Source organism: Pseudomonas sp. FME51 (genome assembly GCF_014897305.1).
Genome location: NZ_JABUYN010000007.1, coordinates 137,889 through 153,786, shown reverse-complemented (window position 1 = coordinate 153,786; position 15,898 = coordinate 137,889). Strand labels below are relative to the sequence as shown.

General features: G+C 55.4%; 17 protein-coding genes. 14 read left to right on the top strand and 3 right to left on the bottom strand.

Annotation, left to right across the window (positions count from 1 at the left end):
- Positions 1 to 13: 13 nt before the first annotated feature.
- From recF to dnaA, 3 genes are read right to left on the bottom strand one after another with little or no spacing between them, the layout of a single operon-like run.
- Positions 14 to 1,108: a DNA replication/repair protein RecF gene (gene recF, locus INT39_RS13875; protein ID WP_193074579.1), complete on the bottom strand. Its 1,095-nt coding sequence runs from the start codon at positions 1,106 to 1,108 to the stop codon at positions 14 to 16.
- Positions 1,109 to 1,113: 5 nt separating this feature from the next.
- Entirely contained in the window at positions 1,114 to 2,217 is a 1,104-nt protein-coding gene (dnaN, locus tag INT39_RS13870) for a DNA polymerase III subunit beta (RefSeq protein ID WP_193074578.1), read from the bottom strand.
- Between the two features lie 50 nt (positions 2,218 to 2,267).
- A complete protein-coding gene (gene dnaA, locus INT39_RS13865; protein ID WP_193074577.1) occupies positions 2,268 to 3,752 on the bottom strand; it encodes a chromosomal replication initiator protein DnaA in 1,485 nt (494 codons plus the stop codon).
- Positions 3,753 to 4,341: 589 nt separating this feature from the next.
- Between dnaA and rpmH the strand changes: the two genes are divergently transcribed.
- The 14 genes from rpmH to INT39_RS13795 all read left to right on the top strand — a co-directional run bounded on the left by rpmH (position 4,342) and on the right by INT39_RS13795 (position 15,896).
- Positions 4,342 to 4,476: a 50S ribosomal protein L34 gene (gene rpmH, locus INT39_RS13860; RefSeq protein ID WP_193074576.1), complete on the top strand. Its 135-nt coding sequence runs from the start codon at positions 4,342 to 4,344 to the stop codon at positions 4,474 to 4,476.
- 14 nt (positions 4,477 to 4,490) lie between these two features.
- Entirely contained in the window at positions 4,491 to 4,889 is a 399-nt protein-coding gene (rnpA, locus tag INT39_RS13855) for a ribonuclease P protein component (RefSeq protein ID WP_193074575.1), read from the top strand.
- Positions 4,882 to 5,130, top strand: coding sequence for a membrane protein insertion efficiency factor YidD (gene yidD, locus INT39_RS13850; RefSeq protein ID WP_193074574.1), 249 nt, complete (start codon positions 4,882 to 4,884; stop codon positions 5,128 to 5,130). The genes rnpA and yidD overlap by 8 nt, the downstream gene beginning before the upstream one ends.
- Positions 5,127 to 6,818, top strand: a complete 1,692-nt coding sequence (yidC, locus tag INT39_RS13845) for a membrane protein insertase YidC (RefSeq protein WP_193074573.1) — start codon at positions 5,127 to 5,129, stop codon at positions 6,816 to 6,818. Before yidD ends, yidC begins: the two co-directional genes overlap by 4 nt.
- A gap of 83 nt (positions 6,819 to 6,901) precedes the next feature.
- A complete protein-coding gene (gene mnmE / locus INT39_RS13840; protein WP_193074572.1) occupies positions 6,902 to 8,272 on the top strand; it encodes a tRNA uridine-5-carboxymethylaminomethyl(34) synthesis GTPase MnmE in 1,371 nt (456 codons plus the stop codon).
- A 537-nt stretch (positions 8,273 to 8,809) separates the two neighbouring features.
- Positions 8,810 to 10,708, top strand: a complete 1,899-nt coding sequence (gene mnmG, locus INT39_RS13835) for a tRNA uridine-5-carboxymethylaminomethyl(34) synthesis enzyme MnmG (RefSeq protein WP_193074571.1) — start codon at positions 8,810 to 8,812, stop codon at positions 10,706 to 10,708.
- Complete coding sequence (gene rsmG, locus INT39_RS13830) at positions 10,705 to 11,343, top strand: 16S rRNA (guanine(527)-N(7))-methyltransferase RsmG (RefSeq protein WP_193074570.1); 639 nt, start codon at positions 10,705 to 10,707, stop codon at positions 11,341 to 11,343. Before mnmG ends, rsmG begins: the two co-directional genes overlap by 4 nt.
- Before the next feature lie 24 nt (positions 11,344 to 11,367).
- Complete coding sequence (locus INT39_RS13825) at positions 11,368 to 12,165, top strand: ParA family protein (protein ID WP_193074569.1); 798 nt, start codon at positions 11,368 to 11,370, stop codon at positions 12,163 to 12,165.
- Between the two features lie 23 nt (positions 12,166 to 12,188).
- Positions 12,189 to 13,049, top strand: coding sequence for a ParB/RepB/Spo0J family partition protein (locus INT39_RS13820; protein ID WP_193074568.1), 861 nt, complete (start codon positions 12,189 to 12,191; stop codon positions 13,047 to 13,049).
- A 161-nt stretch (positions 13,050 to 13,210) separates the two neighbouring features.
- A complete protein-coding gene (locus tag INT39_RS13815) occupies positions 13,211 to 13,615 on the top strand; it encodes a F0F1 ATP synthase subunit I (protein ID WP_193074567.1) in 405 nt (134 codons plus the stop codon).
- Between the two features lie 14 nt (positions 13,616 to 13,629).
- The gene (gene atpB, locus INT39_RS13810) at positions 13,630 to 14,481 is read left to right on the top strand and encodes a F0F1 ATP synthase subunit A (protein WP_193074566.1); all 852 of its coding nucleotides are present in this window, start codon (positions 13,630 to 13,632) and stop codon (positions 14,479 to 14,481) included.
- Positions 14,482 to 14,546: 65 nt separating this feature from the next.
- Positions 14,547 to 14,786, top strand: coding sequence for a F0F1 ATP synthase subunit C (atpE, locus tag INT39_RS13805; protein ID WP_036991621.1), 240 nt, complete (start codon positions 14,547 to 14,549; stop codon positions 14,784 to 14,786).
- Between the two features lie 91 nt (positions 14,787 to 14,877).
- Positions 14,878 to 15,348: a F0F1 ATP synthase subunit B gene (locus INT39_RS13800; protein WP_090275339.1), complete on the top strand. Its 471-nt coding sequence runs from the start codon at positions 14,878 to 14,880 to the stop codon at positions 15,346 to 15,348.
- 11 nt (positions 15,349 to 15,359) lie between these two features.
- Positions 15,360 to 15,896, top strand: a complete 537-nt coding sequence (locus INT39_RS13795) for a F0F1 ATP synthase subunit delta (protein ID WP_193074565.1) — start codon at positions 15,360 to 15,362, stop codon at positions 15,894 to 15,896.
- Positions 15,897 to 15,898: the final 2 nt, after the last annotated feature.

Here is a 15,898-nt window from a genome sequence, read left to right as displayed (position 1 = left end):
TCACTCCCAGACGTCATACGGTCTGCACAATGCGTCCATGTTCCACGTGGAACATCGACAATGGTGTATCGTTTTTCCAACAATCCTGCATTTGTTGCGCATCCACGCAGCTGATGAAAACCTGACATTGCAGATCTTCCAGTAAGCTGGACAGCGCTTTTCGGTGTTTCTCATCCAGTTCAGATGGCAGGTCATCTACAAGAAACACACAATTCTGTGCGGCTCCCAGTTCCTGCAGCAAATAGCCCTGGGCGATTTTCAGCGCACATACCACCAGCTTCTGCTGGCCTCGGGACAATATATCAACCGCATTCATGCTTTTGATACGTAGACGCAAATCCGCTCGCTGCGGGCCCGCTTGGGTATATCCCAATTGCATATCGCGCTCAAACTGATCATCAAGAACCTGAATCAGTGGGCGCTCTTTATCCCAACCGCGGTAATAACTCAGGCTGAGGTCATCGAGCAGCACGAGCCGACCCAGTATTTCTTCAAACACCGGCTTCAACCGCAGCAGGTAAGATTGTCTTAATTCATCGATTCTTTCGCCAGCCGCTATGAGCTCTGATTCCCATGGCACCAGCATCGAACGTTGTATTCTACCACGTCGGAGCAAGCTGTTACGCTGTTTCAGGCTTTTTTGCAAACGCTGCCACACAGGGAGGAACTGATGTTCCACGTGGAACACACCCCAATCAAGATACTGGCGACGCTGTTTCGGCGCACCTTCCAGCAATCGAAAGCTATCTGGATTGATCAATTGCAAGGGTAGCGTTTCCGCCAGTTGCGCAGCGCTGCGAATCGTCTGGCCATCGATGCGTATCTGATAATCAGCTTGCTTGCTGCGGGTAATACCTATGGAGCAGGCATTGCCGTTCTTCAACACAGCTTCAGCAAAAACCGTGCAGGCATCCTGGCCGTGCTGGATAACCGGCTGCAATCGAGTACTACGAAAGGAACGGGCCAGCCCGAGAATATGAATAGCTTCCAGCAGGCTGGTTTTACCGCTGCCGTTAGCGCCGGAAATGATGTTGATGCGAGGGGAAGGGTGGAGCGTCACCGGGTGCAGATTGCGCACCGCGGTGACGGAGAGTCGCTTGAGCGGCATCTAGCTCAGAGACGCATGGGCATGACGACATAGAGGCTGTCGTCCGATTCAGATTCCTGAATCAACGCGCTGCTGTTGGCATCGGACAGAATGATCTTGATCTGTTCGTTGCTCAGCACGTTCATGACATCCAACAGATAACTGACGTTGAAGCCTACTTCCAGCGGAGCGCCAGAATAATCAACGGCTGCATCTTCCTCGGCTTCTTCCTGCTCAGGGTTATTCGCCTGGATCTTCAGCAGCGCGTCACTGAGCATCAGGCGGATGCCACGATACTTTTCATTGGAGAGAATAGCTGTGCGGCTGAAGGCATTGCGCAACGCTTGGCGATCGGCCAGGACAATCTTGTCGCCACCACGCGGCAATACGCGCTCGTAGTCCGGAAACTTTCCATCCACCAGCTTGGAGGTAAAGGTGAAGTCGCCAGTAGTCGCGCGGATATGGTGGGTGCCGAGAACGATGTTGATCAGATCGTCAGCTTCACCCAACAGCCGCGCCAGCTCAAGGATGCCCTTGCGCGGCACGATCAGCTGATACTTTTCCTGGTAATCGATATTGGCGTCCACAGTACACATCGCCATGCGATGGCCGTCTGTAGCAACCGCACGCAGTTGGCCATTATTGATTTCCAGCAACATGCCGTTGAGATAATAGCGTACGTCCTGCTGCGCCATGGCGAAGCCGGTTCGCTCAATCAAGCGCCGCAGCTTGTTCTGGCTGACCGCAAAACTCATCGCACCTTCACCGTCTTCCACATTCGGGAAGTCAGCAGCAGGCAGCGTGGTCAGGGTAAAGCGACTGCGGCCGGCCTTGACGATGGCCTTGCCGTCTTCCACTCGGAAATTGATGGTGGACTCATCTGGCAGCGATTTGCAGATATCCATCAGTTTGCGGGCCGGTACCGTGATCTCCCCTGGCTCGGCCTGCTCTTCCAGCGGGATCCGACCGATCAGCTCGACCTCAAGATCGGTGCCGGTCAGCGACAGCGTACTGCCATCAACTATTACAAGAACATTGGACAGCACCGGCAAGGTCTGCCGGCGTTCAACGACACCAGCCACCAGTTGCAGTGGCTTCAACAGGGCTTCGCGCTGGATGGTAAATTGCATTGTCTTCCTTCGACCTCGTGCAGGTTTGGCTGTTTGCTGGGCACCCACACTCAGGTGGTCAGTGTCCGTAATAGGTTCTTGTAATCTTCGCGGATATCCGCATCAATTTCACGTAATTCTGCGATCTTTCGTGTGGCATGGAGCACAGTTGTGTGATCTCGCCCACCGAAGGCATCGCCGATCTCCGGCAGACTGTGGTTGGTCAACTCTTTAGACAGAGCCATAGCCACCTGACGTGGGCGTGCCACCGAACGCGAACGTCGCTTGGACAGAACATCCGCTATCTTGATCTTGTAGTACTCGGCAACGGTGCGCTGGATATTGTCGATACTCACCAGCTTGTCCTGCAAGGCCAACAGATCCTTGAGTGACTCACGGATCAGTTCAATAGTGATGTCACGTCCCATGAAGTGGGCGCTGGCAATGACCCGCTTGAGTGCACCTTCCAGCTCCCGCACGTTGGAACGAATCCGCTGGGCAATGAAAAAAGCCGCGTCATGGGGAAGGTCGATGCGAGACTGCTCGGCCTTCTTCATCAGAATAGCTACCCGTGTTTCCAGCTCCGGCGGCTCAACCGCAACGGTCAGCCCCCAGCCGAAACGCGATTTGAGGCGCTCCTCAAGACCATCAATTTCCTTGGGGTAACGGTCGCTGGTCAGAATAACCTGCTGTCCACCTTCCAGTAAGGCATTGAAAGTATGGAAGAATTCTTCCTGAGAGCGTTCTTTCTTGGCGAAGAACTGAATATCATCGATCAATAGCGCATCAACCGAACGGTAGTAACGCTTGAAATCGTTGATGGCGTTCATCTGCAACGCCTTGACCATGTCGGCAACGAAACGCTCGGAATGCAGATACACAATCTTGGCGGCCGGATTCTTCTTCAGCAGGTGATTACCCACGGCATGCATCAAGTGAGTCTTACCCAGACCGACGCCGCCATATAGAAACAAGGGGTTATAACCATGCCGCGGGTTATCGGCGACCTGCCAGGCTGCAGCCCGAGCCAGTTGGTTGGATTTACCTTCGACGAAATTTTCGAAGGTAAAACTGCGGTTCAGGTAACTGGTATGTTTAACCACCGCATTATTCGCCTGGTCGGCACGTTGCGGTGGCCGGGGATCTTCCTCGTTACGCTTGCCGTAGGGACCCGGCTCAGGTTGAAAGCCTTGGGTGGTGGCCTGGGCGCGCGGCACTGCCGGCGGCGGATTGTCTACCGGGGCCTCGTTACGCGCTGGTATCGGCGCTCTTGCCGCCGCCATCTGCGTGGGGACGGCGGCAGAACTGCTGCGCCGACTGCCAATCAACAGCGAAACCAATGGTGCCTGTCCCTGGGACAGGTCATCCAGCAATTCCTGAATTCGGTTCAAGTACTTGTCGTTGACCCAATCCAGCACAAAGCGGTTCGGAGCGTACAAGCGCAGCTCACCCGGGTCCTCTTCTACTTGAAGTGGACGAATCCAGGTATTGAACTGCTGGGATGGAAGCTCATCACGCAAAAAATCTATGCATTGCTGCCAGAGTACAACGGACACTGAATTCCCCCGACTTCAAGCCTGAGCGGCTCGAGTTGCTTGATGAAAACCTTCCGCAGAACACCTGCCGGCAGCTCTGCGAAAACACCCTGTATTCTAGCCTTTCCCCCCTTACTTATCCACACGCGCAAAGGTAATTGGCGGAGCAGCATCCCAGACAAACCACCTTGTCTTTTCACCTCGCTTTACCGGTGAACCCTTGTATAACAGGTGGCCTGAGCCTTGTGGACAAGATCTGTATCAGTCTGTTGGCAAGCAGGGGTGAAAACCGGGGATAAACCACCCTGTGGATATCCAGCCTCCTTATCCACAGGAGCCGCACAATGGTCAACCCCGTCTGTGAACAAATTACCCACCGGGTTTTACTCTTCGCAAACGACCGGACTACCTGCCCTAGGCTCGCTTATCCACAGAAAACCCCTTCCTCATTAAGATCTACATAAATAATCTTTTAAAAATTTTTTCTTTAGTATTGTTATTTATCTACCGACTGTGAATTCAAATTGACCTCAGGCCACTTCTTCTCTAGAATTCCCGATCCCTTGAAAGGGCTTAGCGGCTCTGTCGTGAATTACTCAGGTATCTGAAGATGAAAAGAACTTTCCAACCCAGCGTTTTGAAGCGCAAGCGTAACCATGGTTTCCGTGCCCGTATGGCCACCAAAAGCGGCCGTGCCATTCTGGCTCGTCGTCGTGCCAAAGGCCGTCAGCAGCTGTCAGCTTAAGATCGGAATTGCAGGTGGATCTCGGATTCAGTCCTGAACACCGGCTATTGACGCCTACACAGTTCAAGAACGTATTCGATGGAGCCACTTGCAAGGCCTCAGGCCCCAATGTTTTGTTGCTGTCACGGCATAACAGCCAGGGACATGCACGATTGGGGCTGGTCATTGCCAAGAAAAATGTCCGGCATGCCGTCGATCGAAACAAGATCAAACGCATTGCCCGTGAATCCTTCAGACACCATCGTGCTGAGCTGGATCACCTGGATATTGTCGTCCTGGCCCGCAAGGGCTTGGGCGAGCTTGACAACGCTGCTCTGCATAGCCTGTTTAAGGATATGTGGCGACGGCTGAACAAGGCCGCTGACAAGTACAATCGCTCCCGCAATTCCGGACCCCCATCATCCAATGCGTAGTATCGCGCTCGGACTGATCAAGGTTTACCGTTACGCTATCAGCCCCATGATGGCCAGTCATTGCCGTTTCTATCCATCCTGTTCCTGCTATGCCCAGGAAGCCATCGAAGAACATGGTTTTCTCAAGGGCAGTCTGCTCAGCGCACGACGCTTGTCGCGCTGTCATCCCTGGAATCCGGGTGGGTATGACCCAGTACCCCTTCAGAACAATCGTTCTTCTCAGATGGCCAATAAACCATGAACATGCAACGAAACATCCTGATAGCTGCCTTGCTCGTGATTACTTATCTCATGGTTCTGCAGTGGAACAATGATTACGGTCAGGGTGAGCCACTACCGGCGAGCGAAACCGAGCTGTCGGCTGGCAATGGTGATTTGCCGACCCTGCAGACGAACGACAATGCGGCCGCCGAAGGAGATGTTCCCCAGGCTGTGGAACCCGATGCAGGGGATATTCCCAGTACGCCGGTGCAGACAGCCGCGGCGACTTCCGACCTGATACATGTACAGACCGATACTCTGCACGTGACGATCAATCCGCTCGGTGGTGATATCGTTTCCCTGTCGCTGCCGGCCTACCCGATGCGCAAAGATCGTCCGGATCTGCCGTTTCAGCTGCTGGAGCAGACCAATAATCGCACCTATATCGCACAAAGCGGACTGGCCGGGCGCAATGGTCCCGATGCCCGCGCCAATGGCCGACCACTGTATGCTGCTGAACAGGCCAGCTACCAGTTGGCGGAAGACAGCGATACCCTGACCGTCGATCTGCGGTTCAGCGAAGCCAACGTCAACTACATCAAGCGTTTCACCTTTACTCGCGGTGATTATCTGGTTGATGTGGATTATCTGATCGACAACCAGAGTGATTCCGCTTGGACCGGCAGCCTGTTCGGTCAGATCAAGCGCGACAAGAGCGGTGATCCCTCCAGTTCAAGTGCAACCGGGATGGCGACTTTCCTGGGTGCTGCCTACTGGAATGCCGATAATGAGTACACCAAGCTCAAATTCGGCAAACTGGATGACAGCCGACTGAAAGAAACCGTCGATGGCGGCTGGATCGCCTGGCTGCAACACTATTTTGTCAGTGCCTGGGTACCCAATCCCGAGCAGCAGCATGTCTATCAGACCCGCAAGGATAGTCAGGGCAATTACATCGTCGGCTTCGTCAGCCCGGCAGTGAATGTATCTGCCGGTGAACAGGCCAGCATCAGCGCCGATTTCTACGCGGGTCCGAAAGTTCAGGATCGTCTGAAGGAAATATCGCCCGGCCTGGAGCTGACGGTGGATTACGGTTTCCTCTGGTGGATCGCTCAGCCGCTGTTCTGGGTGTTGAGCATGATCCAGAGCGTGGTCGGCAACTGGGGCTGGAGCATCATCTTCCTCACCATCCTGATCAAACTGGTGTTCTTCCCGCTGTCAGCCACCAGCTATCGTTCGATGGCCAACATGCGTCGCGTCGCGCCCAAACTGCAGGCACTGCGTGAACAGTATGGTGACGACCGCCAGAAAATGTCCCAGGGCATGATGGAGCTGTACAAGAAGGAAAAGATCAACCCGCTGGGTGGCTGCTTGCCGATTCTGGTACAGATGCCGGTGTTCATCGCCCTGTACTGGACCTTGATGGAAAGTGTCGAGATGCGCCAGGCCGAATGGCTGGGCTGGATCACAGACCTGTCGCTCAAGGACCCCTTCTTCATTCTGCCGATCCTGATGGGCGCGAGCATGTTTATTCAGCAGCAGCTCAACCCGACCCCGCCGGACCCGATGCAGGCCAAGGTGATGAAGATGCTGCCAATCATCTTCACCTTCTTCTTCCTGTGGTTCCCGGCTGGTCTGGTACTGTACTGGGTGGTCAACAACATCCTGTCGATCGCACAACAGTGGTACATTACCCGGCAGATCGAACGGGCTGCGGCAAACGACTGATCGCCGCCAGCAAGCCAAACGCAAACGCCCCGATTTCGGGGCGTTTTGCCATCCATCTTTCGCCGTCAGCACAGGAACGGATCATGAGCCGCAGTTACCACGCCGATACCATTGCCGCCATCGCCACCGCTCCGGGTCAGGGCGGGGTGGGTATTGTCCGGATATCAGGTCCCGAGGCCCTGCTCATCGCCAGGCAGATCTGTCGTCTTGAACCTCGGCCGCGACACGCTCACTACGGCGCGTTCTGGGATCAGGACAACACCCTGGATCAGGGACTGACGCTGTACTTTCCGGGTCCTCACTCCTTCACCGGTGAAGATGTTCTGGAGCTGCACGGGCATGGCGGCCCCGTGGTCATGGATATGCTGCTCAAGGCTTGCCTTACCCTCGGTGCCAGGCCAGCTCGCCCCGGAGAATTCAGTGAACGTGCTTTTCTCAACGACAAACTGGATCTGGCTCAGGCTGAGGCCATAGCCGACCTGATCGAAGCCAGCTCTGAACAGGCTGCGCGCAATGCCGTGCAATCACTGCAGGGCGCTTTTTCACACCGCGTCCATGCACTGACTGAAGCGCTGATCAGCCTGCGTATCTATGTCGAAGCCGCAATTGACTTTCCCGAAGAAGAAATCGACTTTCTAGCCGATGGGCACGTCCTCAGCCAGCTTCAAGCGGTACAGCAACAACTCGCGCAGGTTCGCCGGGAAGCCGGGCAAGGCGCTCTGCTGCGGGACGGCATGACCGTGGTGATCGCCGGACGCCCCAATGCCGGCAAATCCAGTCTGCTGAACGCCTTGGCTGGGCGCGATAGCGCCATCGTTACCGATATCGCCGGCACCACGCGGGATATTCTGCGCGAACATATCCACATCGACGGCATGCCGCTGCATATCATCGATACTGCCGGGCTTCGTGACACCGATGATGTGGTTGAAAAAATCGGCGTAGAACGGGCCATGGCCGCCATCGCCGAAGCTGATCGCATCCTGTTGATGGTTGACGCAACTCAACCCGAAGCAGGCAACCCGGAACAGCTCTGGCCGGAATTTCTGCAGCAGAAACCTGACCCGACCAAGGTCACTCTGATCTACAACAAGGTGGATATCAGTGGCGAAACAACCGGTATGGAAGCTGCCGAAGACGGCAGCGTCAGTTTGCGTCTCAGTGCCCGCAGTGGCGAAGGCGTCGATCTGTTACGTGAGCACCTGAAGACTTGCATGGGCTTCGAGCAGACTGCTGAAAGTCTGTTCAGCGCCCGCCGTCGCCACCTGGATGCCCTGGAAGAAGCCGGAGAGTATCTGCAGCACGGTTATCAGCAGTTGACCCTGGCCGGTGCCGGGGAGCTCCTTGCAGAAGACCTGCGGATGGCCCAGCAGGCGCTGGGCAGTATTACCGGCGAGTTCAGTGCGGATGATCTGTTGGGGCGTATTTTTTCGAGCTTCTGTATCGGCAAGTGAAATCTCGCTTCCCTTTGCAATGAATGGAAGCTTCTCCGCCGTTCAATCTTCCGTCCATCAACGGCTTTTTCTTATCAATCCCTTCCTGAAACGCTGGACGCCCCTGTCCAGCATCTTATTTTTTGAGCTTTTATCGCTGCTGAGCCCTGTGCACAACTCCCCCTAAGCCCTACCCATAACCCTGTGTGTAAGCAGGGCTCAAACCTGCCTGTGGATAACCGGCCGCCTTATGCACAGGAAACACCCCCATCCAGACACTGCCTGTGCCCAAGTGCAGCACAGGGTTATACTTTCTACAAAATATTGAATTCATTAGTCTTTTTGTACTTACCCACAGAAAACGGGTTACTCATTAACAGTATTAACATAAAGCTTTTTAAATCTTTTCTATCTTTAATCTATTAATTGATCGATCCACTGAGTGGTTCTCGGAGGCTGTTCAAAAAATGTTCAGTCAGGGCTGCAATTTTTCTGCCCTGCCCCTATAATCAGCCCCTTTTCCCGACGTCCGGCTCAGCCCGGACAACGAGGTGTACGGTGGATTTCCCAGATCGTTTTGACGTGATTGTGATTGGTGGCGGCCATGCCGGTACCGAGGCTGCCTTGGCGGCTGCCCGCATGGGCGTGAAAACGCTGCTGCTCAGCCACAACGTCGAGACCCTGGGGCAGATGAGTTGCAACCCAGCTATCGGGGGAATCGGCAAGAGCCATCTGGTCAAGGAAATCGATGCCCTCGGTGGCGCCATGGCCAAGGCGACGGATCGTGCGGGTATCCAGTTCCGGGTACTCAACGGTCGCAAGGGCCCTGCCGTTCGGGCTACCCGTGCCCAGGCCGACCGCGTGTTGTACAAAGCGGCGATTCGCTACGCTCTGGAAAATCAGCCCAACCTGTGGATATTCCAGCAAGCTTGTGATGACCTGATCGTTGAACAGGATCAGGTACGGGGTGTGGTTACCCAGATGGGCCTGCGCTTCTTCGCTGATAACGTGGTGTTGACTGCCGGTACCTTCCTCGGCGGTGTTATTCACATCGGTCTGGATAATCACTCCGGTGGTCGCGCCGGTGATCCACCTGCCATCGCCCTCGCCCATCGCCTTCGGGAACTGCCATTGCGGGTCGACCGGTTGAAAACCGGCACGCCACCCCGGATCGATGGGCGTACCGTGGATTTCTCCAAGATGACCGCACAACCGGGTGATACGCCGATTCCGGTGATGTCTTTCACCGGCAGTGCCGATGAACATCCTGAGCAGGTCAACTGTTGGATCACCCATACCAACGAGCGTACCCATGAGATCATCCGCAACAATCTCGATCGCTCGCCGATGTTCACCGGCGTCATCGAGGGCGTCGGTCCACGTTACTGTCCGTCGATCGAAGACAAGATTCATCGCTTTGCCGATAAGGAATCACATCAGGTTTTCATCGAACCTGAAGGGCTGACCACCCATGAGCTGTACCCCAACGGCATTTCCACTTCACTGCCGTTTGATGTTCAGTTGCAGGTGGTGCAGTCGATTCGTGGCATGGAGAATGCGCACATCCTGCGCCCCGGCTACGCCATCGAATACGATTATTTCAATCCGCAGGACCTTAAATACTCGCTGGAAACCAAGGTGATTGGCGGATTGTTCTTCGCTGGGCAGATCAACGGCACCACTGGTTACGAAGAGGCCGGTGCTCAAGGTTTGCTCGCAGGACTGAACGCAGCGCGCCGTGCGCAGGGACTGGACAGCTGGTGTCCGCGTCGCGATGAAGCTTACATCGGTGTATTGGTCGATGATCTGATCACCATGGGCACCCGTGAGCCTTACCGCATGTTCACCTCGCGCGCCGAATATCGTCTGGTATTGCGCGAAGACAATGCCGATCTGCGTCTGACCGAAAAAGGCCGTGAATTGGGATTGGTCGATGATGCCCGCTGGGCGGTATTCAGCGCCAAGCGTGAAGCCATTGAAGCGGAACATCAGCGCCTTCGCTCTACCTGGGTGCAACCGAACAGTGATATCGGCAAGGTTTTTGCCGAGCATTTCAAAACGCCGCTGACCCACGAGTACAGTCTGCTGGATCTGCTGCGCAGACCGGAAGTCGATTATCAGACTCTGACGCAGATCACCGGCGTGGTGGATATTCCGGTCGACGCTGCTGAACAGGTGGAAATTCACACCAAGTACGCGGGATACATCGAGCGGCAGCAGGACGAGATCAATAAGTTACGTCAGCATGAACAAACCCTGCTGCCAGCTGATCTGGATTACGCTGCGCTGAACGGTCTGTCGAAGGAAATCAGTCAGAAGCTGGCGAGCATTCGTCCACAGACACTCGGACAGGCATCACGTATCCCCGGGGTTACCCCGGCCGCAGTCAGTCTGCTGCTGGTACATCTGAAAAAGCGCAATGCGTTGAACGATGGTAAATTGGCCCGGGAGGCATGAGCAGTATGGTTGATCATTCCAGGCAACTGGTCAGCGGTGCAAAGCAGCTGGGTCTGGCATTGACCGAACATCAGGTTGCTCAGTTGCTGAACTACCTGACATTGCTGAACAAGTGGAACAAGGCCTACAACCTGACTGCGGTACGCAACCCGGATGAGATGGTCAGCCGGCATCTGCTCGACAGCCTGAGTGTGCTGCCCTTCGTCAGCGGTTCACGGTGGCTGGATGTGGGCAGTGGCGGTGGCATGCCGGGGGTGATTCTGGCGATCATGCTGCCGGACAGCGATTTCACGCTGCTCGACAGCAATGGCAAGAAGACCCGCTTTCTCACCCAGGTAAAACTCGAGCTGGGACTCGATAATCTGCAGGTGGTCAATAGCCGAGTAGAAGCCTTTACCCCGCCCCAACCGTTTGACGGTATAGTGTCCAGGGCATTCAGTTCGCTGGCGGATTTCACCGGCCTGACCCGACATCTGAGCACGCCGGATACCACCTGGCTGGCGATGAAAGGCTTGTACCCGGATACTGAATTGCAGGGGTTGCCGGATGACTTCAGCGTGCAGCAAAGCGAAGAATTGTTGGTTCCCGGTTGTCAGGCCAGCCGCCATCTGTTGATACTGCGACGCACGGCATAAGCTTCAACCCGAGAGGAGATCGTAGTGGGCAAGGTACTGGCAATTGCCAACCAGAAAGGCGGCGTCGGAAAAACGACCACCACGGTGAATCTGGCCGCGTCTCTGGCGGCAACCAAACGCAAGGTGTTGTTGATCGATCTTGATCCCCAGGGCAATGCGACCATGGGCAGCGGCGTCGATAAAGCGCAGCTGGAAAACTCGGTCTATGAGTTACTCACCGATCGCTGCACTCTGGATGAGGCTTTGCACCAATCCGAACACGGTGGTTACGATCTGCTGCCGGCCAACGCCGACCTGACCGCTGCTGAAGTCGAATTGCTGGATTTCAAGATGAAGGAAAGTCGGCTGCGTTATGCATTGACCAATGTGCGCGACAAGTACGATTTCATTCTCATCGACTGCCCGCCTTCGCTGAATATGTTGACCATCAATTCATTGGTCGCTGCGGATGGTGTGATTATCCCCATGCAGTGTGAATATTACGCGCTGGAAGGTTTGTCGGCGTTGGTCAATACCATTCAACGTGTCAGCTCGGTGCTCAATCCGGCTCTGCAGATCGAAGGGCTGCTGCGGACCATGTATGACCCGCGCAACAGTCTGACCCGTGAAGTGTCCGAGCAGTTGAACAGTCATTTCGGTGAACAGTTGTATCAGACCGTCATTCCACGCAACGTACGTCTGGCCGAAGCGCCCAGTTACGGCATGCCGGTGCTGGTCTACGATAAGCAGTCGCGTGGGGCCGTGGCTTATCTTGCACTGGCCGGAGAACTGGTCAGGCGCACGCGCAAGGCAGCCAAACAGGCTGCCGCTGTAAACGATTAACCGGAAAAAAGGACAGAACAGGCATGGCGGTCAAGAAGCGCGGCTTGGGACGGGGGCTGGATGCACTGCTGGGTCAGGCCACTCCCCATGATAAGACCGAGGGCAGTCAGGATCAGCAACTGCGTGACCTGCCGATTGACCTCATCCAGCGTGGCAAATATCAGCCGCGCCGTGATATGGATCCCCAGGCCCTGGAAGAACTGGCCCAATCGATCAAGGCGCAGGGGGTCATGCAGCCGATAGTGGTTCGTCCCATCGCGGGTGACCGCTATGAAATCATCGCCGGTGAACGTCGCTGGCGTGCCACGCAGCAAGCTGGTCTGGACAGTATTCCGGCGGTAATCCGCGACGTGCCGGATGAAGCCGCCATTGCCATGGCGCTGATCGAGAACATCCAGCGCGAAGACCTCAATCCGATTGAAGAAGCCATCGCCCTGCAACGCCTGCAACAGGAGTTCGAACTGACTCAGCAGCAGGTGGCTGATGCGGTGGGCAAATCCCGGGTGACCATCACCAACCTGCTGCGGCTGATGTCTCTGCATGACGAGGTCAAACTGCTGCTTGAGCGGGGCGATATCGAGATGGGCCATGCCCGAGCGCTACTCGGTCTACCGGCGGATCAGCAGATCGAAGCCGCAAGACAGGTGGTTGCACGCGGCTTGACCGTGCGTCAGACCGAAGCACTGGTGCGTCAATGGCTCAACCCGCGTCCGGATTCCGGAAGCCAGCGCAGCAATCCGGATATAGACAGATTGCAGCAGGATCTTGCCGAACGCATCGGGGCTGAAGTGAAAATACAGCATGGCGCCAAAGGCAAAGGCCGTTTGGTCATCAGTTACAACTCGCTGGATGAACTTGACGGCGTACTCATGCACATTAAGTAACAACTGCGACATTGCGGCGCGCCCCGGAAATCAATACTCGCTGTTGAATCGTCCGGGTAATGCACATATACTCCACGCGCTATTTTGGCTAGGTAAAAAACTGGCCGAGGCAGTGAAAAATACGCGGTTGAAGCTGCAAGGTCTCATCGAGAAGGTCGGAAATGGACGCAAGAACGCCCAACAAATCCCCCCTTTATCGGACGCCTGCCTTCCCGGTGCTTTTACTGCAGCTGATAACGACTCTGGTAGTGGCGATAGCCCTGTGGTTTTTCCGGGGCTGGATAGCCGGCTACTCAGGTCTGTTAGGTGGATTGATCGCTTTTCTGCCTAACAGCTATTTCGCCTTTCGGGTGTACCGCTACAGCGGAGCCCGTTCGGCCCGCGCCATCGTCGGAGAACTGTACTCCGGTGAGGCAGGCAAACTGATACTGACAGCCGTACTGTTCATTGCAGTCTGGCTTGGAGTGAAACCGCTGGAGGTCGCCGCTGTATTCATTGGCTATCTGGTGGTGCTGGCTGTGGGGGCCAGCGCACTTCTTATCGTCAAAAGCTTTCCAAAGCATTAGTTTCTGAGGCAAATATGGCAACCACATCAGCTGAATACATTCAGCATCACTTGCAGAACCTGACCTTCGGTAAACTACCGGCGGGTTATGAGCGGGCTGACGGCAGCATCGTCAATGAAAGCACCTGGACACTGGCCAGAACCGGTACCGAAGCCGCGGACATGGGATTCATGGCGTTGCATCTCGATACTCTGGGATGGGCTGTGTTCATGGGCCTCATCTTCATAGGTCTGTTCCGCTATGTGGCCACCCGTGCCACTGTGGATACCCCCGGTGGTCTGCAGAACTTCGTTGAAATCATCGTGGAGTTCATTCAGGGCATCGTCAAGGACACCTTCCATGGCCGTAACCCGCTGATTGCGCCCTTGGCTCTGACTATTTTCGTCTGGGTGTTCCTGATGAACTCCCTGAAGTGGATTCCGGTGGACTATATCCCTGGCCTGGGCATGGCGCTGGGTCTGGACTACTTCAAGATTGTGCCTACGACTGACCCCAACGCGACCTTCGGCATCTCTATCGCTGTCTTTGCGCTGATCATCTTCTACAGCATCAAGATCAAGGGTGTGGGCGGTTTCACCAAGGAACTGACGCTGACGCCGTTCAATCACTGGGCGCTGATTCCCTTCAACCTGTTCCTTGAGGTTCTCGGCCTGCTGACCAAGCCGCTGAGCCTGGCACTGCGTCTGTTCGGCAACATGTATGCCGGTGAAGTAGTGTTTATCCTGATTGCACTTCTGCCCTTCTACGTGCAATGGGCGCTGAACGTGCCGTGGGCTATCTTCCACATTCTGGTAATTCCGCTGCAGGCCTTCATCTTCATGGTGTTGACTGTGGTGTATCTGAGCGCTGCTCATGAGGATCATTAAGCAGCCGGAAACCTTGTTCAACCAACGATAAACTTGAACGTCAACTTTGAACTCTAGGAGTATTTATGGAACTCGTTATCATCGCTGCCTCTATCATGATCGGTCTGGGCGCTCTGGGTACCGGTATCGGCTTCGCCATCCTCGGCGGCAAGCTGCTGGAATCCACTGCACGTCAGCCTGAGCTGGGCCCGCAGCTGCAAACCAAGACCTTCCTGATGGCCGGTCTGCTCGACGCCGTTCCGATGATCGGTGTTGGTATCGCGATGTACCTGATCTTCGTTGTTGCACCTGGTGTTGCTGGTTAATTTTGACTGGTAACGATGAACGGCAGGGCGCAGGTTCTGCCGTATCAATGTTATCCCCAGGACTCAACGAAATAGCACGAGGTAAATCGCTGTGAATATTAATCTGACGCTGTTCGGTCAAACGATTGCCTTCGCTATTTTTGTCTGGTTTACCATGAAGTTCGTATGGCCGCCGATTACTCACGCCATGCAGGAACGCCAGAAAAAAATCGCCGAAGGCCTGGATGCGGCTGGCCGCGCCCAGCGCGACTTGGGCCTTGCCCAGGAAAAAGCTTCCCAGACCCTGCGTGAGACCAAGGAACAGTCTGCCCAGATCATCGAGCAGGCGAACAAGAGTGCCACCCTCATTGTCGAGGAAGCCCGCGAGCAGGCACGTTCCGAAGGTGATCGTCTGATTGCAGCTGCCAAGGCTGAAATCGAGCAGGAAGTAAACCGCGCCAAGGATCAACTTCGCGCCCAGGTTGCCGTACTGGCCATCAAGGGTGCTGAGCAGGTTCTGGAGTCCGAAGTGGATTCCGCGGCCCACAGTGAGCTGGTCAACAAACTGGCCTCACAACTCTAAGCGAGGCGAGCATGGCTACTATCACTACGCTAGCTCGGCCTTACGCAAAAGCGGCTTTCGAGTTTGCTGACTCTGCCAATTCGCTGGATGCCTGGTCAGGCATGTTGGCATTGGCTGCAGCGGCAGTCTCCGATCCGGCTTTTGCACAGAGGCTACGTAACCCCGGTTTGACCTGGGAGCGCAAGGCCGACGACCTGCTCATGGTGTGTGACGGTCAGGTCGACCAGGCGTTCGGCAATTTTGTCCGGACCTTGGCTGACAATGATCGTCTGTCCCTGATCCCAGTAGTCGCCGAGCTCTTTGAGCAATACAAGGCGGAACACGATCGCAGCATCACAGTAGAGGTGGAATCCGCCTTCGAACTGACTGACGATCAACAGAAAACGCTGGCAACCGCTTTAACCAAGCGGTTAGACCGCACAGTAACTCCTCATGTGACCATCAACCCGGCCCTTATTGGCGGTGTGTTGATTCGTGCGGGTGACCTGGTCATCGACGGTTCGGTCCGCGGCAAGCTTGAAAAGCTGGCCGAGGCGTTGAAATCCTGATT